The sequence below is a fragment of the Streptomyces sp. NPDC048734 genome (genome assembly GCF_043198675.1).
Classification (GTDB): Bacteria; Actinomycetota; Actinomycetes; order Streptomycetales; family Streptomycetaceae; genus Streptomyces.
Genome location: NZ_JBICUZ010000008.1, coordinates 177,991 through 198,140 on the forward strand (window position 1 = coordinate 177,991; position 20,150 = coordinate 198,140).

Sequence of the window (20,150 nt, forward strand, 5' to 3'; positions counted from 1 at the left end):
TGCTTGGAAATCCGTTCCCCGGCCCCCCGACCACCGCGGATACGGCGTCACTCACGCGTCGCCGGATCCGCCTCGCCGCTCACTCGTTGGCGGCTCGCGGCCGCTCGCCGTCCTCGTACTGGTCGAACAGCGGCGTGCGGCCCCGCTCGCGCGAGCGCCGGGCGGAGGCCGCGCGGCGCGCGTCGCTGCGCTCGCCGTCCTCGGGCCGTCCCGCGTCCCCGTCCGGCACGTCCTCCGCGCCGTCCGCGCAGTCCTCGGCGTCCCGGTCGGGTGCCTCGTCGGCCGCCTCGTGCTCGGGCGTGACGGCGCTGGACCGGGCCGAGCTCCAGGTGTCCGGCGCCCCGAGGTCCACGTCGGAGGTGGCCCGCGGTGCGACCGGCGCGGTCACGTACGTCGGCAGCGGCACCGGCACCGGGTCCCAGCTGTCGCCGTGGCCCGGCCGTCGCTGGCGTTCGCGCTGCTGGTCGACCCACTCGGCGTGGTCGGTCTGCTCGACGAGCGCCCTGCGGTCCGCGGCGAGCGCCACCAGGCCCGGGTCGGTCTCGGCCTCGGGGCCCTCGTGCGGCTCCTCTGCGCCGTCGTCGAGGCCGGGGTCGACGGAGGCGGAGCCGTGCGCGGCCGAGGTGGCCGCCCGCCGGCGCGGCTGCCGCTCACGCAGCCGCTGGGCGGCGGCCTCGGCCTGCCTGCGGTCCATCTGGTACGCGAACCGACGGTGCTCCTGGGAGCGCAGGTAGGCGATGTATCCGCTGAGCAGGACGGCGGGCACGCCGGGCGCCCACAGGAACGCGAGTCCGCCGACGGCGGCGACGATCGCGCCGAGGGTGAAGGCGAGGAAGAGGACGACGGTGGTGCGCCTGCGGCGCGCGAGGACCTTCGAGCGCCGGGCGCGTGCGGCAGCCGCCTGCGCCTGCGCGGATTCGGCGGCGGAGGCCGCCGGCGCGGAGGGCGCGCGCCGCGTCTCGGGCACGCGTGGGTGCGCCGGCGCGGTGCCGGATTCCTGCGCGGGCCCGGCCGCCTGCTCACGGGGTGCCCTGGCGGAGTGCTCGTGGGCCGGCTCCGGACGGGACTGCTCGCGGGCCGGCTCCGGGCGGGCTTGCTCGCGTTCCTGGACCGTCGCCGTGACCTTGGGCTGGGCCGGGGGCATGGCGAAGGCCCGGACGTCCACCGAGTCGGTGGGGATGTCCGGCATGTCGGCGTCGGACCCCTCCTCCTCGGCGGAGCGCGCCCGCAGGCCCTTGGCATACCGGCGCTCCATGCCCGCCCGCCCGGACAGAAGCCGGATGGCGGTGCTGAAGCGTTCGGTCGGACGGGCCTCGTTCAGCTCGTCCTGCCTACGGAGCCACATCGGCACCAAGTAGGCGGCCCAGGCCCCGACGATGACTGCGTAGATCAGGCCGCTGCTGCTCACGCCTCACACGGTAGAGGGGTTTGCATGAGGCCATCCGCCAATTGGGCCGGTGTGTCGCACGATCTGGCTGATATTTCGAGCTTTTTTTGTGACCGATCCGATCAGCAGGCCACCGGAGCGGTGAATTCAATGCCCCAGACAGTCACCGGACGGTCATTTTCGAACACTTATTCAATTTCCGGGGCTCGCGGGATTCCCTCGGGTGTTCTGCGGGTCACGGGGCGCACTTCGCGGACGGTTGCGCCGCCAGCGGCTCAGCAGGCCCTCGGGCACCTCCTCGGCCGTGAGCGCGAACACGAGGTGGTCGCGCCAGGCCCCGTCGATGTGGAGATAACGCGGCCGCAGCCCTTCCTCGCGGAATCCGAGTTTCTCCACGACTCGGCGGCTGGGCCCGTTCTCGGGTCGAATGCAGACCTCGATGCGGTGCAGCCCGACGCTGCGGAAACAGTGGTCCACGGCCATCGCCACGGCCGTGGGCATCACCCCGCGGCCGGCCACCGACTCGTCCACCCAGTAGCCGACGTGCCCCGAGCACATGGACCCCCAGGTGATCCCGGCGACCGTCAACTGCCCGACCAGCCGCCCCTGGTACTCGATGACGAACGGCAGCATCCGGCCCGCGTTCGCCTCGGACCGCAGGTGGCGGACCATCTGCCGGTAGGTCGGCCGGTGCGTGACCGGCCCGCTCGGCGCGGGCGGCGGGATGGTCGCCTCCCAGGGGCGCAGCCAGTCCCGGTTGCGCCGGTTGACCTCGCGCCAGGCCCGCTGGTCGCGCAGCTTTATCGGCCGCAGGACGATGTCGCCCTCCGTCAGTTCGACGGGCCAGAACGGACTGTTCAGCTCGCACCCCCAGGACCGGCGCCGGGTCCGGGGTGGTCACCGCCGCGGAGCTGGTCCACGGCGTGCGCCAGCAGGGGCTCCAGGACGGCCAGCCCGTCCCTGACCCCGCCGGTGGAACCCGGCAGATTGATGATCAGCGTGCGCTGCGCCACGCCGGCCAGGCCCCGCGACAGCGCCGCGGTGGGCACCTTCCCACGGCCGTACGCCCTGATGGCCTCCGCGATGCCCGGCACCTCGCGGTCGATCACCGCGCGGGTCGCCTCGGGGGTGCGGTCGGTGGGCGAGATGCCGGTGCCCCCGGTGGTGACGACCACGTCGTACCCGGCCGCCACGGCGGCGCGCAGGGCGGCTTCCACCGGGTCCCCGTCGGGCACGACCCGCGGCCCGTCGACGGCGAACCCGAAGCCCGTGAGGCCGTCGGCGACCAGCGGGCCGCCCCGGTCCTCGTAGACACCGGCCGAGGCGCGGTTGGAGGCCGTCACGACCAGCGCGCGGTACGGCGCGGCGCTCACGGCCGGCTCCAGTCGCCCGACTTGCCGCCCGTCTTCTCCTCGACCCGCACGTCCGTGATGACCGCTCCCTTGTCGACCGCCTTCACCATGTCGATCACGGTGAGCGCGGCGACGGAGACCGCGGTGAGGGCCTCCATCTCGACACCCGTGCGGTCCGTGGTCCGCACCGTGGCGGTGATCTCGACGGCGTCGTCCGCGACCGACAGGTCCAGTTTCACACCGGAGACGGCCAGAGGGTGACACAGGGGGATGAGGTCGGGCGTGCGCTTGGCGCCCATGATGCCCGCGATCCGGGCGGTGGCCAGCGCGTCCCCCTTGGGCACCCCCTCGCCGCGCAGCAGCTCGACCACACGGGGCGAGACGACGACGCGCCCGCTGGCCCGCGCCGTCCGCGCCGTCACGTCCTTGCCGGACACGTCGACCATGCGGGCGGCGCCCGCCTCGTCGATGTGCGTCAGTCGGTCCTGCACAGGGGGTCCGGGGGTCTTCCCCCGGGAAGGCACAGTCATGGTGGTGTGGCGCTCCCGGTCCGGGCGTGTTGTGCGCGACACGGTACCCCCATGCGGGGGCCCGCAGCGGACCAGGACCGGCCCGCGGACCCGCGGACGCGGGTGCGCTCAGCCGAGCAGGACGACCTCGACCTCGGTCCCCGGCTCGACGGACTCCACGTCCTCGGGGACGACGATGAGCGAGTCGGCGTGCGCGAGGGCCGCGACCAGGTGCGAGCCGGCGCCGCCCACGGGGCGCACGGTGCCCTCGGCGCAGGTCGCGCGCAGGAACTGCCTGCGCCCCTTCGGCGAGGACAGCGCCCGGTCCGCGACGAGCTTCGCGCGGGTGGTGGGCCGGTGGACGTCCGTGAGTCCCATGAGGGTACGGATCGCGGGCCGCACGAACAGCTCGAAGGAGACGTACGACGACACCGGGTTGCCGGGCAGGGCCAGCAGCGGGGTGTGGTCGGGGCCGATGGAGCCGAAGCCCTGGGGCTTGCCGGGCTGCATGGCGAGCTTGCGGAAGTCGATGCCGCTGCCCGCCTCGTCCTCGTCCCCGACGTGCGACAGGGCCTCCTTGACGACGTCGTACGCCCCGACGCTCACGCCGCCGGTGGTGACCACCAGGTCGGCGCGGACCAACTGGTCCTCGATGGTGGACCGGAGGGTCTCGGCGTCGTCGGCGACCGCGCCCACCCGGTAGGCGATGGCGCCGGCGTCGCGGGCGGCGGCGGTGAGGGCGAAGCTGTTGGAGTCGTAGATCTGGCCGCCGCGCAGTTCCTCGCCGGGCTGCACGAGTTCGCTTCCCGTGGACAGGACGACCACGCGCGGGCGCGGGCGGACCCGCGCCGTGCCGCGTCCGACGGCGGCGAGCAGGGCGATCTGCGGCGGGCCGAGGACGGTGCCGGCCTCCAGCGCGCGGTCACCGGCCTTCACGTCGCTGCCCCGGGCGCGCACGTGCGCGCGGGCCTCGGCGGAGCGGTACACGCGGACCTGCCCCGAGGCCTGTTCGGGGGCGAGGCTGCGGGCGCGCATCCCGTCGACCGGGCCCTCGCCGAGGCCCCCGTCGGTCCACTCCACCGGGACGACGGCCTCGGCGCCGGGCGGCAGCGGGGCCCCGGTCATGATCCGGGCGGCCTGTCCCGGCCCGACGTTCAGGAGGTCTGCCTGGCCGGCGGCGACGTCCCCGACGACCTCCAGGACGGCCGGGTACTCCTCGCTCGCGCCCGCGACGTCCGCGACCCGTACCGCGTAGCCGTCCATCGAGCTGTTGTCGAAGGGCGGCAGCGAGAGGGGCACCATGACGTCCTCGACCAGGACGCAGCCCTGGGCATCGGGCAGGCGCAGCTCGATGGGTTCCAGGGGGCGGACGGCGGCGAGGATGTCCTCCAGGTGCTCGTCCACCGACCACAGACGGTCCTGTCCGGCGGTGCGGGGCGCGGCGGTGCTCAAGGCTGTTGCATCTCCTCGGTGACGTAACTGCGAAGCCAGGACCGGAAGTCCGGCCCCAGATCCTCACGTTCGCACGCGAGTCTGACAATGGCACGCAGATAGTCGCCGCGGTCGCCCGTGTCATAGCGGCGGCCCTTGAAGACGACGCCGTGCACCGGGCCGCCGGCCTTCTCGTCCTGCGCGAGCTGCTGGAGGGCGTCGGTGAGTTGGATCTCGCCGCCGCGCCCGGGCTCGGTCCGGCGCAGTATGTCGAAGACGGCCGGGTCGAGGACGTAGCGTCCGATGATCGCGTAGTTCGACGGGGCGTCCGCCGGCTCCGGCTTCTCCACCAGGCCGGTCACCTTGACGACGTCGCCGTCCGTGGTGTCCTCCACGGCCGCGCAGCCGTAGAGGTGGATCTGCTCGGGGGCGACCTCCATGAGGGCGACGACGCTGCCGCCGTGCCGTTCCCGCACCTCGATCATCTGCTGGAGCAGCGGGTCGCGGGGGTCGATCAGGTCGTCGCCCAGGAGGACGGCGAAGGGCTCCTGCCCGACGTGCGGGGCCGCGCAGAGCACCGCGTGCCCGAGTCCCCTGGGGTCGCCCTGCCGCACGTAGTGCATGGTCGCCAGGTCGCTGGACTGCTGGACCTTGGCCAGGCGGGCGGCGTCGCCCTTCTTCTGAAGTGCCGACTCGAGTTCGTAGTTGCGGTCGAAGTGGTCCTCGAGCGGGCGCTTGTTGCGCCCGGTGATCATGAGGACGTCGTCGAGACCGGCGGAGACGGCCTCCTCGACCACGTACTGGATCGCGGGCTTGTCCACGACCGGCAGCATCTCCTTGGGAGTGGCCTTGGTCGCCGGCAGGAACCGGGTGCCGAGGCCGGCCGCGGGGATGACAGCCTTGCTGATCCTGGGGTGCGACTGAGTCATGTCGGGAACCTTATCCGGTGGCTATGTGAGGTATCTGCAGCTCCGGCTAATTCATGATCATATGAACGTACGAGGATCGCGCGGGAGTCACACATGAGCCAGACCGAAGGCGGAGCAGAGTCTCACAAACGTATGTTGCGGCGAGAGTTCCTCACGGTGAGGAACAGGTTGACGACGGACGACCTGCGGGAAACCGCCGCCCTGTTCGCCGCGCGCGCCCTGGAACTCCCGGAGTCGGCCACCGCGCGGACCGTCGCGGCGTACGTCTCCGTGGGCAGCGAGCCGGGCACGCTCGCGCTGCTGGACGCGCTGTTCGCGCGGGGGGTGCGCGTCCTGCTCCCGGCGCTGCTGCCCGACGACGACCTCGACTGGGGCGCCTACACCGGCGAGGGCTCTCTCGCGCGGGTCCGGCATGGCGGAAAGATGACCCTCTTCGAGCCCGCGGGCGAGCGGCTGGGACCCGACGCCGTGACGGACGCCGACGTGGTGCTGCTGCCGGGTCTCGCCGTCGACGCGCGCGGCACGCGCCTCGGCCGCGGCGGCGGATCGTACGACCGCGTGCTGGCGCGGCTGGAACGCGCGGGCGCGGATCCCTTCCTGGTGGTGCTGCTGTACGACAGCGAGGTCGTCGAGCACCTCGAGGAGGAGCCGCACGACCGGCCGGTCGACGCCGTGGTGACGCCGTCGGGGGTGCGGCGCTTCACCGGCTGACGGCGAACGGGAAGGGGCCCTCCACGCGCGCGTGGAGGGCCCCTTCCCGTTGTTCACCGGTTCACGGCTTCAGCACGAGGGTGTCGACCGTGCTGTCGTCGACCGCCTTGGCCCTGAACGGCCAGTCGAGCAGCTCGCCCTTGGCCCACTTGTCCGTCTGGTCGGTGTAGTGGGCGCTGAAGACGTGCCCGGAGGCGCCGGTGAGGTTGATCCACTTCGACTTGTCGAGGTCGTCGAGGTTGACCACCATCCGCATCGACGGCACCCACACGACGTCGTAGCCGCCCGCGGCGTTCCAGCCGGTCGCGTCGACCGCCGCCTCGCCGCCGCCGAGCTTCCACGGGCCGCGGTTGAGGACGTACTGGAGGAAGCCGGGACCGCTGGTGCCCAGGGTCTGGTTCTTCAGGAACAGGCGGTGCAGCCGGCCCCAGCTCCAGGAGTCGATGTCCTTGCCGAGCTTGGCGGTCAGTTCCCAGCGGGCGTCGATCATGGCGCGCTCGAACAGCGCGTCACGGTCCTTCTCCGCACCGGGGCGGGTGCCCGCCTCGGGCGTCGTCCACCAGTCGCTGTCCGGCTTCTCCATGAGGTTGCGCACGACCTCGAACCAGCGGTCGCCGCCGTCCGGCTGCGCCTGGTCGCCGTCGCGCTGCCCGCACTCGCGGACCTTGTTCTTGTCGTCGACCGGACCGGTGGTGTCGACCGGGTCGACCCACAGGCACTGGCCCTCGACCCGCAGTTCCCTGGGCAGCTTGTGGCCGAAGGCCAGCTTGAGGATGTTGCGCCACACCGCGTTGAAGTAGGCGGCCGCGGCGGAGTCGGCGTCCTGCGTGCGGTTCCAGCCCTGGAGCAGTTCCTGCGCCTCACGGACGTCCGGGTTGTCCAGGTTGATCTTCAGCAGCGTCGGCACCAGCATGTTCGCGATCTCGCTGGCGTTGTCCGTCTGCATCTGCCGCATGTCGTCGGTGGAGACCTTGCCGCCGCCCTCGGTCTTCTGCTTGATCAGGCTGGTGATCCGCTGGCTGCGGGTGCCGTAGCCCCAGTCCGTGGTGAGCGTGTGGGGGTACTTCTCCGGGTCGACCACGGCCTGGTTGGCGGTCACGATGTAGCCGCGCTTCGGGTCGTACTCGTAGGGCAGCTGGTCGAAGTCGAGGTAGTCGCCCCACTTGTTCTTCGACTCCCAGCCCAGGGTCGGGACCGAGCCGTCGAGCCCCTCGGCGCGCGTGGGGATCTTTCCGGGCAGCTGGTACCCGATGTGGTTCTTCGTGTCGGCGTAGACGAGGTTCTGCGAGGGCACGTGGAACTTCTCGGCCGCCTCGCGGAAGCCGTCCCAGTCGGCCGCCTTGTTCATGGCGAACACGGCGTCCATGGTGTTGCCCGGCTCCAGCGCCGTCCACTTCAGGGCGACCGCATAGCCGTTGCCGCGGTCGGGGGCCTCGTCGTCGACGGTGGCCTTCCTGCCGACCTTGACCAGTTCGTCGCTGCGGTCGGACAGCAGGGGCATCCCGTCGGCGGTCTGCCGGACGACGATCTTCTTCGCGGCGCCGCCGGCGACCTTGATGGTCTCCTCGCGCGTGAGGAAGGGCTTGACCTTGCCGTCATAGAGGTAGCCGTCGCCGGACAGCTTCTCCAGGTAGAGGTCGGTGACGTCGACGCCGGAGTTCGTCATGCCCCAGGCGATGTCCGCGTTGTGGCCGATTATCACGCCGGGCATGCCCGCGAAGGTGTACCCGGAGACGTCGTACCGGCACTTGTCGGAGACTTTGCGGCAGTGCAGGCCCATCTGGTACCAGACGGACGGCAGCGAGGCCGACAGGTGCGGGTCGTTGGCCAGCAGCGGCTTGTTGGTGATGGTGTGCTCGCCGGAGACGACCCAGGAGTTGGAGCCGATGCCGTTGCCGTTCACGCCGACCGCCGTGGGCAGGTCGTCCAGGACGTCGTAGAGGCCCGCGAGCTGGCTCTCCAGGGCCGAACCCGACGTGTCGGAGGAGGTGCCGGTACCGGAGCCGGTACCGGTGCCGCCGGTCGTGCCGTCCGAGGAGGACCCGTCCGAGGAGGAGCCGTCCGAGGAGGAGCCGGAACCCTCCGAGTCACCGGAGCCGTCCGAGCTGCCGGAACTGCCGGAGCCGCTCTGCTCGAACGCCTCGGACAGCTCGTCGTACTGGCCCTCCAGGACGATCGGCTTGTTGCGGTCGTACGGGTACTGCGGGTACAGGTCGGCGATCTGCTGCGGGCCGAGGCGGCTGGTCAGCAGGGCGCGGTCGATCTCGTCCTGCATGTTGCCGCGCAGGTCCCAGGCCATCGCCTTCAGCCAGGAGACCGAGTCGACGGGCGTCCACTGCGCGGGCTTGTAGTCGTTGGTGAACCCGAGAGCCGCGTACTCCAGCGAGATCTCCTCGCCGTCCTTGCCCTGGAGGTAGGCGTTGACGCCCTTGGCGTACGCCTGGAGGTACTTCTTGGTGTCGGCCGACAGGACCTTGTCGTACTCCTGCTCGGCGATCCGGTCCCAGCCGAGGGTGCGCAGGAACTCGTCGTTGTCGACCTGGCTCTTGCCGAACATCTCCGACAGGCGGCCGGACGTCATGTGCCGGCGCACGTCCATCTCGTAGAACCGGTCCTGCGCCTGGACGAATCCCTGCGCCATGAACAGGTCCTCGTCGGAGGACGCGTAGATCTGCGGGATGCCGTAGCCGTCCCGCTTCACGTCCACCGGCCCGGACAGGCCGTCGAGCGTGATCGAACCCTTGGTCTGCGGGAAGGAGGCGCGGACGGTACTGATGGACCAGTACCCGCCGTACGCGATGCCTCCGATGAGTGCCAGAACCAGGACGAGGACGATAAGTCGGGCTTTGCGCCCCTTCTTCCTGCCGGACTTGGCGGGCTGGTCACCCGTTGTGGCGGTGGTGTTGGGGGGCATCGCTGTCCTTGCTGTCCTAACGCGAGCGGCAGGTCGGGCCATGACTGTGAATGAGCGCTGGAGCAACCATAGGCGCAGGGGTCCGCGCCACTTGACGCGGAGTCGGCAACCAGCGCGTAAGGATGTTCGATCCTCCAACGGCGAGCGTCAAGAAATCGTCAAGAGTTAGGTAAGGTAACGAAGTAATCGGATCCATGACGCCAGTGCTTCGTGTCCGATGTACGTGTGCGTCCCGCGCGCGAGAAGCGCGGACCAGCGAAGGGAACCGCCGCTGACTGTCCACCACCTCAACCAGCTCCTGCTCGTCTGCTCGCTCGTCCTGCTCGTCGCCGTCGCAGCGGTCCGGATCTCCTCGCGCAGCGGGCTCCCCAGCCTGCTCGTGTACCTCGGCATCGGCGTCCTCATGGGTCAGGACGGCATCGGCGACATCCACTTCGACAATGCCGAGATGACGCAGGTCATCGGCTACGCGGCCCTGGTCGTGATCCTGGCCGAGGGCGGCCTCGGCACGAAGTGGAAGGAGATCGGGCCGGCGCTGCCGGCCTCCTCCGTACTGGCGCTGGCCGGGGTCGCGGTGAGCGTCGGCGTCACCGCCGCGGCCGCCCACTTCCTCGTCGGGCTGGAGTGGCGGCAGGCGCTCATCATCGGCGCGGTGGTGTCCTCCACGGACGCGGCGGCGGTCTTCTCCGTGCTGCGCAGGATCCCGCTCCCCGCGCGCGTGACGGGCACCCTGGAGGCCGAGTCCGGCTTCAACGACGCCCCGGTCGTCATCCTGGTCGTCGCCTTCTCGACCGTCGGACCCGTCGAGCACTGGTACGTGCTGCTGGGCGAGATAGCGCTGGAGCTGGTCATCGGCGCCGCCGTCGGCCTCGCGGTCGGCTGGCTGGGCTCGTGGGGGCTGCGGCACGTGGCCCTGCCCGCCTCCGGCCTCTACCCGATCGCCGTCATGGCGATCGCGGTCACGGCCTACGCGGCGGGCGCCCTGGCGCACGGCAGCGGCTTCCTCGCCGTGTACCTGGCGTCCATGGTCATGGGCAACGCGAAACTCCCCCACTGGCCCGCCACCCGCGGCTTCGCCGACGGACTCGGCTGGATCGCCCAGATCGGCATGTTCGTCCTGCTCGGCCTGCTGGTGACCCCGCACGAACTGGGCGACGACGTGGTGCCGGCGCTCGTCATCGGCCTGGTGCTGACCATGGTGGCGCGCCCGCTGAGCGTCGTGCTCTGCCTGACGCCGTTCCGCGTGCCCTGGCAGGAGCAGACGCTCATGTCCTGGGCCGGACTGCGCGGCGCGGTCCCCATCATCCTGGCGACGATCCCCATGGTGAGCGGCATCGAGGGCAGCCGCCGGATCTTCAACATCGTCTTCGTCCTGGTCGTCGTCTACACCCTGATCCAGGGGCCGACGCTGCCCTGGCTGGCCCGCAAGCTGCGGCTGGGCGAGGACGCCGAGGCCGCCGACCTCGGCATCGAGTCGGCGCCGTTGGAGCGGCTGCGCGGGCACCTGCTGTCGGTGGGGATCCCCGAGGGCTCCAGGATGCACGGCGTCGAGGTCAACGAGCTGCGGCTGCCCGCCGGGTCGGCCGTCACCCTGGTCGTGCGCGAAGGCACCTCCTTCGTGCCGCTGCCGACGACGGTGCTGCGACGCGGTGACGAACTCCTCGTCGTCGCCACCGACCCGGTCCGGGACGCGGCCGAGCGACGGCTGCGCGCCGTGGGCCACGGCGGCAAACTGGCCGACTGGCTGGGCACGGACGGCGCGGACACCCGGTGAGGACGCGTTCCGGCGCACGTTAAGTACAGGTTTCATACCGTTCACACCCCCTTCATTCGGAGGCGCGCTCGCCCATGGTGCTCACTTTCACAGGCACCGCGGGCAGTGATCCCTGTACGATGAAGGCGCACCTTGATCGAACCAACTCTGCCTGACGCAGAGCTGGCGCGACCGTATGGCGGCCGGAACACCTCCCGAGTGGGCACCGGTATCTACCGCAGTGCGCGCAAGAGGACAGCTCTCGGCGCCGCCCGGACACACGAGGGGTCGCGCTACCAGGCGGCAGAAAGGCACGGGCCGTGGCATCCACGGTCACCTCCGAGCCGTCGAAGGACTCGTCGGCCTCACCCCGCCCGGGGTACGGGCAACTGCTGCGCACCCGCGGCGCCTGGACGTTCCTGCTGCCCGGCTTCGCCGCGCGGCAGCCGTTCGCGATGCTCACCATCTCCATCGTGCTGCTCGTGCAGCACACCACCGGCTCCTACGGCGTGGCGGGCGCCGCCGCGGCCGTCACCGGCGTCTCCATGGCGCTGTTCGCCCCGTACACCGGCCGTCTCGCCGACCGTTACGGCCAGCGCGCCGTACTGGTCCCCGGCGTCCTGGTGCACGCGGCCTCGGGGCTGGCCCTGACGGCGCTGGCGCTGGCCCACGCCCCGCTGTGGGCACTGTTCGCGGCGGCCGTGCCCACCGGCGCCTCGGTCCCGCAGGTCGGCCCGATGGTGCGGGCCCGCTGGGGCGTGAAGCTGAAGGGCTCGCCCCTGATGACCACGGCGGCCGCCTTCGAGTCCGTCACGGACGAACTCACCTTCGTGGTCGGCCCGCTCCTCGCGACCGCCCTGTGCACCGCCGTGAACCCGGCCGCCGGACTGGTGACGGAGGCCTCGCTGACCCTGCTCGGCGGTCTGCTGTTCGCCGCGCGGAAGGGCACCCAGCCGCCGGTCGCCGTCGACGGGCACGCGCGCGTGGAGCACGCCTCCGCCCTGCGGATCCCCGGGGTGCGCGTGCTGATCGTGGCCTTCCTCGGCATCGGTTCGGTCTTCGGCGGCATGCAGGTCTCGCTGGCCGCGTTCACCGAGTCGATCGGCGAGCCCGGCCTGAACGGCGTCCTGTACGGCACCTTCGCCGCCGGCAACATGATCTCCGGCCTGGTCTGCGGCGCCGTCGCCTGGAAGGCGGCCCCTCAGCACCGCCTGGTCGCCGGATACGCGGCGCTGACCCTGACGGCCTCCGGCCTGTGGGCGGCGCACTCCGTGCCGCTGCTGGCCGGCCTCGGCCTCCTCGTCGGCATGTGCATCGCACCCGCGCTGGTCACCGGCTACACGCTGGTCGAGAGCCTGGTCCCGGCGGGCGCGCGCACCGAGGCGTTCACCTGGCTCACCGGCGCGGTGGCGCTCGGTCAGGCGGCGGCGGTCACCGCCGCCGGCCAGCTGGAGGACCGCTTCTGGGGCGGCGCGGGTTTCCTGGTGCCGCTGGCCGGTACGGTCCTGGCCCTGGGGACCCTGCTGGCACTGCGTTCGCGGCTGGTGGCACGCCCGCGGGCACGCACCGTCGCACGTGGCGTCGGTCACCGCTCGCCGGTCACAGTGGACTGAACCCGGGGAATGCGTCAGTATGGACCGTCGTTAGCACTCATTGAGTGAGAGTGCCAGGAGGAAGACAGTGCCGACCTACCAGTACCAGTGCACCGAGTGTGGCGAGGGCCTCGAGGCGGTGCAGAAGTTCACCGACGACGCCCTGACCGAGTGCCCCAACTGCGCTGGCCGCCTCAAGAAGGTGTTCTCCGCCGTCGGCATCGTCTTCAAGGGCTCCGGCTTCTACCGGAACGACAGCCGCGGCTCCTCGTCGAGCAGCTCGCCGGCGTCCTCGACGTCCAAGTCGTCGGCGTCCTCGGCGTCCTCGACCGCTTCGTCGTCCTCCTCGGACTCGAAGCCGGCCGGCTCCGGCACCTCGGCGGGCACCTCCGCCGCGTAGGACTCCCTTCCGGGACCCCGCCGTCGTACGACGGCGGGGTCCTCGGTGTTCCCTCGCCACCGGCCGGCTGCTCGGGGATTCGGCCGACTGCTCGGGGGAGCCGGTCGGCGGGCCCGGGGAGCCGGTCGGTGAGGCCGGGGTGGCCGGTCGGTGAGGCCGGGGTGGCCGGTCGGCGGGTCGGCGGGTCGGGGGAGCCGGTCAGCGGGTCAGCGGGTCGGCGGGTCGGGGAAGCCGGTCAGCGGGTCGGGGGAGCCGGTCGAGGGAGCCGGTCGGCGGGCCCGGCCCGGGGAGTCAGCCCGGTGGGTCCGGGTGGCCGATGGCGCGGGGAGCCGCCGGGATTCCGGAGGCGGATCCGGGGCGGCAGCGGCGCCCGCTACTGTGCTGGTCATGGCGAACGCAGAGATCGGTGTAATCGGCGGCTCGGGCTTCTACTCGTTCCTGGACGACGTGACCGAGATCCAGGTGGACACCCCCTACGGGCCGCCCAGCGACTCCCTCTTCCTCGGTGACATCGCCGGCCGGAGGGTCGCCTTCCTGCCCCGGCACGGCCGCGGTCACCATCTCCCGCCCCACCGGATCAACTACCGGGCCAACCTGTGGGCGCTGCGCTCGGTCGGCGTGCGCCAGGTCCTCGGCCCGTGCGCGGTGGGCGGTCTGCGCAGCGAGTACGGCCCCGGGACACTGCTGGTGCCGGATCAGCTGGTCGACCGGACGAAGTCGAGGCCGGGCACGTACTTCGACGGACTGCCGCTGCCCGACGGCTCGGTGCCCAACGTGGTGCACGTGTCCCTGGCCGACCCCTACTGCCCCACCGGCCGCTCGGCCGCGCTGAAGGCGGCGCGCGGGCGGGAGTGGGAGCCGGTGGACGGCGGAACGCTCGTCGTGATCGAGGGACCCCGCTTCTCCACCCGCGCAGAATCGTTGTGGCACCAGGCGCAGGGCTGGTCGGTGGTGGGCATGACGGGCCACCCCGAGGCAGCTCTCGCCCGTGAACTGGAGCTCTGCTACACGTCGTTGACACTGGTCACGGACCTGGACGCGGGGGCCGAGACGGGTGAGGGCGTCTCCCACGAGGATGTGCTGCAGGTGTTCGCCGCCAACGTGGACCGGCTGCGGGGCGTCCTGTTCGACGCGGTGGCCGCGCTGCCCTCCGCCGAGGAACGGAACTGTCTGTGCGTGAACGCGCTGGGCGGGCTGAACCCGGGGTTCGAGCTGCCGTAGCGGGCGGGATATCCCTCGACGACCGGGGGATCCCCTGGGCGCCGGGAACCTGGGGGCCTGGGCGCCGAGGGCCTGGGGGCCTGAACGCTGGGCGGAACTCATCGTTCGGGTGAGGAAGTTGTCCACAGTCGGGCGGTGATCCACCGGCTCGGGCGGGCGGCGACGGCAGGACCCATCGTGGACGGGCAGGCTCGTCCGTCGTCACTGGTGGTGATCCCGTTGTCTTTTCGTGTGCCTTCCCCTTCCTCTGTCTCTGCTTCTCTTCCTGCCCCTCCTTCTCCCGGTGTGCCTCCGTCTCCGTCTCTGCCCGTGCCGCCCTCGTGCGAGGTACCGCAGTTCGCTCCGGTGCGTGTGCGGGGCGGGCTGCACCGACTGCGCCTGCTGGTACGGACCCGGAGGCGGGCTCTCGCGGTCGGCCTCGCCGTCACGACCGCCGCGCTCGTGGCGGCGGGCCCTCGCGACGGCGAGACGGCTCGCGGACACCCGGGCGGAGCCTCCTGTGCGGGCGGGGGCTCTCACGTCCGCGCGCAGTCGTCGGCGCGCGCCCCCTCCGAGGGCCGTCGCACCGCCGGAAGGGTGCGGGCGCCGGTGCGGATCGCCGACGCGGCAACCGTCCGGCTGCTGCGCCCCGGTGACCGGGTGGACGTCATCGCCGTCGACCCTGCCGAGCGGCCCGGCGTGCGGGACGGCGAGGCCCGGGTGGTCGTGCGCGGTGCGCTCGTGACGAGGGTGCCGGAGCCGTCGGCCGGCTCGGACGGAGCCGGTCACGACGGCGCTGACTGGGGTACCGACCTGGGCGTCGAGGGGGCCGGTGACGACGGCGCGCTGGTCGTGCTGTCCGTGGCCCGGTCCACTGCGGCCCGCCTCGCGGGCGCGAGTGTCACGGCCCGGCTGGCGGTGACCCTGTGGTGAGTCTCACCGTCCGTCCCTGGAGGGCTTTGCCGTCGAGCCCCTCCTCGGGGTTGCCGAATTGGACACGCCCGCATCTGGGTGACGTAGGTTGCGGAGCTGTTTGTTCTACAACCTGTACATGTGAGGAGTGTCACCTAGGTGAGCGAGAAGACGAGCGTCTTGCAAGGCTTCAAAGCCTTCCTGATGCGCGGGAACGTCGTCGATCTGGCAGTCGCGGTAGTGATCGGCGCGGCCTTCACGAACATCGTCAACTCGGTGGTGAAGGGGGTTGTCAACCCGCTGGTCGGGGCCGTCGGGACCAAGAACCTGGACAGTTACAGCTCCTGCCTCAAGGGCCCCTGCACCGGCACCGGCGACACCGCGACGGGTGTCCGGATCCTCTGGGGCTCCGTGCTCGGCGCGACGCTGACCTTCGTGATCACGGCGGCCGTCGTCTACTTCCTGATGGTCCTGCCGATGTCGAAGTACCTGGCGAGGATGGAAGCCCGCCGGAAGGCCAAGGAGAGCACGCGCGAGGTCATGGAGGTCACCGAGCTGGAGGTGCTCAAGGAGATTCGCGACGCCCTGGTCGCCCAGCGCGGCTCCGGGCACGGCGAGGGGCAGCGGCAGCCGTAGCGGTCCTGTGCGGGGAGCTGCGGGCGGCGGTCCGGGCCTGCCGGGTTCAGATGTGGTGGGGCGGCTTCTCGTCGAGGAAGCGCTTGAGGTCGGCCGCGCTGTCCGAGCCGGATCCGGACCGCTCGCCCCAGCCGTGGTCCGTGTCGTCCGAGGACTGCCGGTCCAGTGGGTCGTCGAAGACCAGCGCGGCCTTGGGCTCGCGCGGCTCGGGGGCGGCGGGGGTGCTCATGCCTCCAGGGTACGGTCCCGGGCGCGGGCCGGGACGGGGGCCGGAACGAGGACCGGGACGGGGGCCGGGACGGGGGCCGGGATTGGTCTCGGGCCGCACCAGGGTCCCCACCTCTCGGACCCTGCGGAACCCTTCTGATCCGCCTCTTCACGCGCGGCTGACCCGGGCTCCCGATCGTGCGCTCCTCGGCAAGATTTTCCCTGGTTCATCTGCTGTGCTGGGGTCCATGACGTCCAGTCCCCTCCCTTCGCCGTCCTCGCCGTCCTCGCCGTCCTCGCCGTCCTCGCCGTCCTCGTCGTCCTCGTCGTCCTCTCCAGCGTCCCCCTCCTCCCCTTCGCCCCCTTCCTCCCCCGGCGTGCCGGCTCATGCCAAGCCGCTGCGCAGGCTCACCGCTCGCGGACGGGGCGAGGCCCACCGCGTCGCCTCCCCGCTCGAGCTGTTCTTCGACCTCTGTTTCGTCGTGGCCATCGCCCAGGCGGGCATCCAGCTGGTGCACGCCGTCGCGGAGTCCCACGCGGGCGAGGGCGTCCTCAACTACGCGATGGTCTTCTTCGCCATCTGGTGGGCGTGGATGAACTTCACCTGGTTCGCCTCGGCCTACGACAACGACGACGTCCTGTACCGGGTCGTCACCCTCATACAGATCGCCGGTGTCCTGGTCCTGGCCGCCGGGGTGTCGCGGGCGTTCGAGGAGCACGACTGGCTGGCCGTCGTGGTGGGCTACCTGGTCATGCGGCTCGCCCTGACCGCCCAGTGGCTGCGCGTCGCCCTGTCGAGCGAGGGCCCGGAGAGAGCGATGGCCCTGCGGTACGCCGTCGGCGTGGCGCTCTGCCAGGTCGGCTGGCTGGGGTTGCTGCTCCTGCCCGAGGGCGGCAGACCGTGGCTGTTCCTGGTGATGGCGCTGCTGGAGATGAGCGTTCCGGTCTACGCGGAGAAGGACCACCCGACCTCCTGGCACCCGCACCACATCGCCGAGCGCTACGGGCTGTTCACGATCATCGTGCTCGGCGAGACGATCGCCGCGGCCACGATCGCCGTGAAGGTCGGCATCGACGAGAACGACGCACTCGACGAACTGCTCCCGATCGCCGCGGGCGGCCTGCTCGTCATCTTCTCCGCCTGGTGGATCTACTTCACGGTGCCCGTCCACGGTCGGCTGCGCTCCAGCAAGGAGGCCTTCCGGTGGGGTTACGGCCACTACGTCGTCTTCGCCTCGGCCGCCGCGATCGGTGCCGGTTTGGAGGTGGCGGTCGAGCAGGCGGTCGGCGAGGCGCATCTGTCGACGCTCGCCGCGTCGGCGGCGGTGACCCTGCCGACGGCGCTGTACCTGCTGACCGTCTGGGCGCTGCACTCACGCCACTTCAAGGTGGGCCTCGCCCAGCAGATGGTGCTGCCGGGCGCCGCGCTGCTGGTGATCTGCTGCACCTTCCTCGGTGACTGGGCGGTCCTCGCGGCGGGCCTGGTGTGCGCGCTGTCGGTGGTCACCGGGGCGGCGCTGACGGCCCGCACGACCGTGCGCGAGGGCGTACCGCGGAGCGCCGGGGAGGTGGTGTGAGGGGAGCCGTGTGACGTTGGCGGTGACGGCGTCCCCCTCACGGCCGCCGTGCGGAACGGGACGCGGCGGCGCGGCGGCGCGGGACGGCGGCGCGGGAGACTGGGCCGTATGACAGTTGACGCTCTGACAGTCGGTGGCCTGACCGATGTCGCGGGGATCCACGTGGGGCATGCCGGTCGTGCCGGTGACGGCTGGCTGACCGGCACCACGGTCGTCCTCGCGCCGGAGGGCGGGGCCGTGGCCGCCGTGGATGTGCGCGGTGGTGGTCCCGGCACCAAGGAGACCGACGCCCTGGATCCGCGCAATGTGGTACAGCGTGTGGACGCGATCGTGCTGACCGGCGGGAGCGCCTACGGACTCGACGCGGCGTCCGGGGTGATGGCCTGGCTGGAGGAGCGGGGCCGCGGGGTGCCGGTCGGCACGGACCCGGCGCACGTCGTGCCGGTGGTGCCCGCCGCGTGCGTCTTCGACCTGGGGCGCGGCGGCGACTTCCGGGCCCGGCCGGACGCCGCGCTGGGCCGCGCCGCGGTGGAGGCCGCCGCGGCGAGCGGGCCCGGTGCCCGGGTGCCGGAGGGCTGTGTGGGCGCGGGGACGGGCGCCGCGGTCGGACCGATGAAGGGCGGCGTCGGCACCGCCGCCGTCGTGCTCGACTCGGGCATCACGGTGGCCGCGTTGGTGGTCGCCAACGCGGCGGGCTCGGTCATGGCCCCGGAAACGGGCGTGCTGTACGGGGAGTTGTTCCAGGGGCGGGTGCGGTATCCGGAGACGCGGGTGCACGAGTCCGCGCGTCGGCGCCTGGCGGAGAGCGCCGCGACGAGCGCGCCCCCGCCCCTGAACACGACCCTCGCGGTGGTCGCGACCGACGCGGACCTCACGAAGGCGCAGGCGCAGAAGCTGGCGGGCACGGCGCACGACGGCATCGCCCGCGCCGCCCGGCCGGTGCATCTGCTGCACGACGGGGACACGGTCTTCGCACTGGCGACCGGCACGCGTCCGCTGGGCGCCGGCCTTCTCGGCACCACGCATCCGCTCGCCCTGAACGACGTCCTCGCGGCGGGCGCGGACATGGTGACGCGGGCGATCGTGCGTGCCGTACGGGCCGCGGAGTCGGTGACGGCGGCCGGCGGGACGTGGCCGTCGTACGGGGAGCTGTACGGAAAACGGTAGGACCGGCGGAAGGAGCCCGGAGTCGTCACGACGCGTGGGTCATTGTCCCGGTTCTGTCACGCGATGGGCTCAGGGGCGGACGACGGGAACCCCGGCGGCCGCGGTGGTCCTCTTCACCGGCGTACTGGAGCGGACCACGCACCTCACACGAAGCTGGAGCAGACCGTGACAACGCCGAACAAAACAGCGCGGCGCGCACTGGGGGCCTGTGCCGCCCTGGTGGTCGGCGCCCTCACCCTGACCGCCTGCGGCGGCAGCGCCAACGCCGAGGACGACAACGGCAAGGGAGGCAAGGGCTCTTCCGGGACGGCCACCGCGAAGATCACCATCTCGGCCGAGGACGGTTCGACGGGGGCGTCGATCAACCGCACCGGCGTGAAGGTGAGCGACGGCCGGCTGACCACCGTGAGGATGACGGTGGCCGGGACGCAGCAGGTCGTGGCGGGCTCACTGGCTGCGGACGGCAGCAGCTGGAAGCCGAAGGAGCAGTTGGAGCGCGGCACGAAGTACGAGATATCGGCGACCGCGAAGGGCGCGAACGGCCGGACGGTGGCGGCCGACTCGGTCTTCACCACGGTGTCCCCGGCCAACAGCTTCATCGGGACGTACACGCCGGACGACGGCACGACGGTGGGTGTCGGGATGCCGGTGTCCTTCACCTTCGACAAGGCCATCGACGACAAGAAGGCCGTGCAGTCGCACATCACGGTCTCGTCGAGCAGCGGCCAGAAGGTGGTCGGGCACTGGTTCGGGTCGCAGCGGCTCGACTTCCGGCCGGAGGAGTACTGGAAGGCCGGCTCCAAGGTCACGATGAAGATCGACCTGGACGGCGTGCGGGGCGCCGACGGCGTCCACGGCGTGCAGAAGAAGACGGTCACCTTCACCATCGGGCGCTCGCAGGTCTCCACGGTCGACGTCGGCGCCCAGACCATGTCGGTGGTGCGGGACGGGACGACGCTGAAGACGGTCCCGATCTCCTCGGGCAGCGCCGAGCACACGACGTACAACGGCCAGATGGTGATCACGGAGAAGTTCACGCAGACGCGGATGAACAGCCGGACGGTCGGCCTGGGCGGCGAGTACGACATCCCGGACGTGCCGCACGCGATGCGTCTGACACAGTCCGGCACCTTCATCCACGGCAACTACTGGTACGACAAGGGCAATCCGCCCTTCGGTCGGGAAGGCACCAGCCACGGCTGCGTCGGGCTCGCGGACGTGCGGGGCGCGCAGGGCGACACCCCCGCCAAGTGGCTCTACGACAACTCCCTCGTCGGCGACGTGGTGATCGTCAAGAACTCCCCCGACAAGACGGTCGCCCCGGACAACGGCCTCAACGGGTGGAACCTGGCGTGGAGCGAGTGGATCGCGGGAAGCGCGGGGAGCACGGCCTGACGGTCCGGGAGCCCTCCGTTCCGGCGGAAGGGGCCCCCGACCGGCGGTTCCTGACGGAAAATCGGGCCGCGCGGGAAC

The 20,150-nt window shown here is 71.7% G+C and carries 18 protein-coding genes; 10 read left to right on the top strand and 8 right to left on the bottom strand.

Going from position 1 to position 20,150, the window contains the following annotated elements; all coding sequences use genetic code 11:
• Positions 1 to 79 precede the first annotated feature (79 nt).
• The 6 genes from glpR to galU form a co-directional block, all read right to left on the bottom strand.
• Complete coding sequence (gene glpR, locus ACGFQC_RS22245; RefSeq protein ID WP_363086624.1) at positions 80 to 1,408, bottom strand: gephyrin-like molybdotransferase receptor GlpR; 1,329 nt, start codon at positions 1,406 to 1,408, stop codon at positions 80 to 82.
• Positions 1,409 to 1,579: 171 nt separating this feature from the next.
• Entirely contained in the window at positions 1,580 to 2,248 is a 669-nt protein-coding gene (locus tag ACGFQC_RS22250; RefSeq protein ID WP_363086917.1) for a GNAT family protein, read from the bottom strand.
• Positions 2,245 to 2,760 carry a MogA/MoaB family molybdenum cofactor biosynthesis protein gene (locus tag ACGFQC_RS22255; RefSeq protein ID WP_363086625.1) on the bottom strand — a complete coding sequence of 172 codons (516 nt, stop codon included), beginning with the start codon at positions 2,758 to 2,760 and terminating at the stop codon, positions 2,245 to 2,247. The genes ACGFQC_RS22250 and ACGFQC_RS22255 overlap by 4 nt, the downstream gene beginning before the upstream one ends.
• Entirely contained in the window at positions 2,757 to 3,269 is a 513-nt protein-coding gene (gene moaC, locus ACGFQC_RS22260) for a cyclic pyranopterin monophosphate synthase MoaC (RefSeq protein ID WP_363086626.1), read from the bottom strand. Before moaC ends, ACGFQC_RS22255 begins: the two co-directional genes overlap by 4 nt.
• A gap of 108 nt (positions 3,270 to 3,377) precedes the next feature.
• On the bottom strand, positions 3,378 to 4,700 hold the full coding sequence (glp, locus tag ACGFQC_RS22265) for a gephyrin-like molybdotransferase Glp (protein WP_363086627.1): 1,323 nt from the start codon (positions 4,698 to 4,700) through the stop codon (positions 3,378 to 3,380).
• Positions 4,697 to 5,608, bottom strand: a complete 912-nt coding sequence (galU, locus tag ACGFQC_RS22270; RefSeq protein ID WP_363086628.1) for a UTP--glucose-1-phosphate uridylyltransferase GalU — start codon at positions 5,606 to 5,608, stop codon at positions 4,697 to 4,699. The genes glp and galU overlap by 4 nt, the downstream gene beginning before the upstream one ends.
• Positions 5,609 to 5,701: 93 nt before the next feature.
• On the opposite strand from galU, the gene ACGFQC_RS22275 reads away from it, so the two are divergent.
• Entirely contained in the window at positions 5,702 to 6,319 is a 618-nt protein-coding gene (locus ACGFQC_RS22275; protein ID WP_363086629.1) for a 5-formyltetrahydrofolate cyclo-ligase, read from the top strand.
• A gap of 61 nt (positions 6,320 to 6,380) precedes the next feature.
• On the opposite strand, the gene ACGFQC_RS22280 is transcribed toward ACGFQC_RS22275, so the two are convergent.
• The gene (locus ACGFQC_RS22280; protein WP_363086630.1) at positions 6,381 to 9,233 is read right to left on the bottom strand and encodes a penicillin acylase family protein; all 2,853 of its coding nucleotides are present in this window, start codon (positions 9,231 to 9,233) and stop codon (positions 6,381 to 6,383) included.
• 217 nt (positions 9,234 to 9,450) lie between these two features.
• Between ACGFQC_RS22280 and ACGFQC_RS22285 the strand changes: the two genes are divergently transcribed.
• The 6 genes from ACGFQC_RS22285 (at position 9,451) to mscL (ending at position 15,726) form a co-directional block, all read left to right on the top strand.
• The gene (locus ACGFQC_RS22285) at positions 9,451 to 11,007 is read left to right on the top strand and encodes a potassium/proton antiporter (protein ID WP_363086631.1); all 1,557 of its coding nucleotides are present in this window, start codon (positions 9,451 to 9,453) and stop codon (positions 11,005 to 11,007) included.
• 299 nt (positions 11,008 to 11,306) lie between these two features.
• Positions 11,307 to 12,599 carry an MFS transporter gene (locus ACGFQC_RS22290; protein WP_363086632.1) on the top strand — a complete coding sequence of 431 codons (1,293 nt, stop codon included), beginning with the start codon at positions 11,307 to 11,309 and terminating at the stop codon, positions 12,597 to 12,599.
• A 67-nt stretch (positions 12,600 to 12,666) separates the two neighbouring features.
• Complete coding sequence (locus tag ACGFQC_RS22295) at positions 12,667 to 12,978, top strand: FmdB family zinc ribbon protein (RefSeq protein ID WP_363086633.1); 312 nt, start codon at positions 12,667 to 12,669, stop codon at positions 12,976 to 12,978.
• A 387-nt stretch (positions 12,979 to 13,365) separates the two neighbouring features.
• Positions 13,366 to 14,199 carry an S-methyl-5'-thioadenosine phosphorylase gene (locus ACGFQC_RS22300; protein ID WP_363086634.1) on the top strand — a complete coding sequence of 278 codons (834 nt, stop codon included), beginning with the start codon at positions 13,366 to 13,368 and terminating at the stop codon, positions 14,197 to 14,199.
• A gap of 285 nt (positions 14,200 to 14,484) precedes the next feature.
• On the top strand, positions 14,485 to 15,111 hold the full coding sequence (locus tag ACGFQC_RS22305) for an RcpC/CpaB family pilus assembly protein (RefSeq protein ID WP_363086635.1): 627 nt from the start codon (positions 14,485 to 14,487) through the stop codon (positions 15,109 to 15,111).
• A 138-nt stretch (positions 15,112 to 15,249) separates the two neighbouring features.
• A complete protein-coding gene (gene mscL, locus ACGFQC_RS22310) occupies positions 15,250 to 15,726 on the top strand; it encodes a large conductance mechanosensitive channel protein MscL (RefSeq protein WP_363086636.1) in 477 nt (158 codons plus the stop codon).
• Between the two features lie 46 nt (positions 15,727 to 15,772).
• Here the strand turns inward: mscL and ACGFQC_RS22315 are convergent, their stop codons facing one another.
• Positions 15,773 to 15,955, bottom strand: a complete 183-nt coding sequence (locus tag ACGFQC_RS22315; RefSeq protein ID WP_363086637.1) for a hypothetical protein — start codon at positions 15,953 to 15,955, stop codon at positions 15,773 to 15,775.
• 355 nt (positions 15,956 to 16,310) lie between these two features.
• On the opposite strand from ACGFQC_RS22315, the gene ACGFQC_RS22320 reads away from it, so the two are divergent.
• The 3 genes from ACGFQC_RS22320 (at position 16,311) to ACGFQC_RS22330 (ending at position 20,072) form a co-directional block, all read left to right on the top strand.
• On the top strand, positions 16,311 to 17,510 hold the full coding sequence (locus tag ACGFQC_RS22320; protein WP_363086638.1) for a low temperature requirement protein A: 1,200 nt from the start codon (positions 16,311 to 16,313) through the stop codon (positions 17,508 to 17,510).
• A gap of 108 nt (positions 17,511 to 17,618) precedes the next feature.
• Positions 17,619 to 18,677 carry a P1 family peptidase gene (locus ACGFQC_RS22325; RefSeq protein WP_363086639.1) on the top strand — a complete coding sequence of 353 codons (1,059 nt, stop codon included), beginning with the start codon at positions 17,619 to 17,621 and terminating at the stop codon, positions 18,675 to 18,677.
• Between the two features lie 165 nt (positions 18,678 to 18,842).
• The gene (locus tag ACGFQC_RS22330) at positions 18,843 to 20,072 is read left to right on the top strand and encodes an Ig-like domain-containing protein (RefSeq protein ID WP_363086640.1); all 1,230 of its coding nucleotides are present in this window, start codon (positions 18,843 to 18,845) and stop codon (positions 20,070 to 20,072) included.
• Positions 20,073 to 20,150 lie beyond the last annotated feature (78 nt).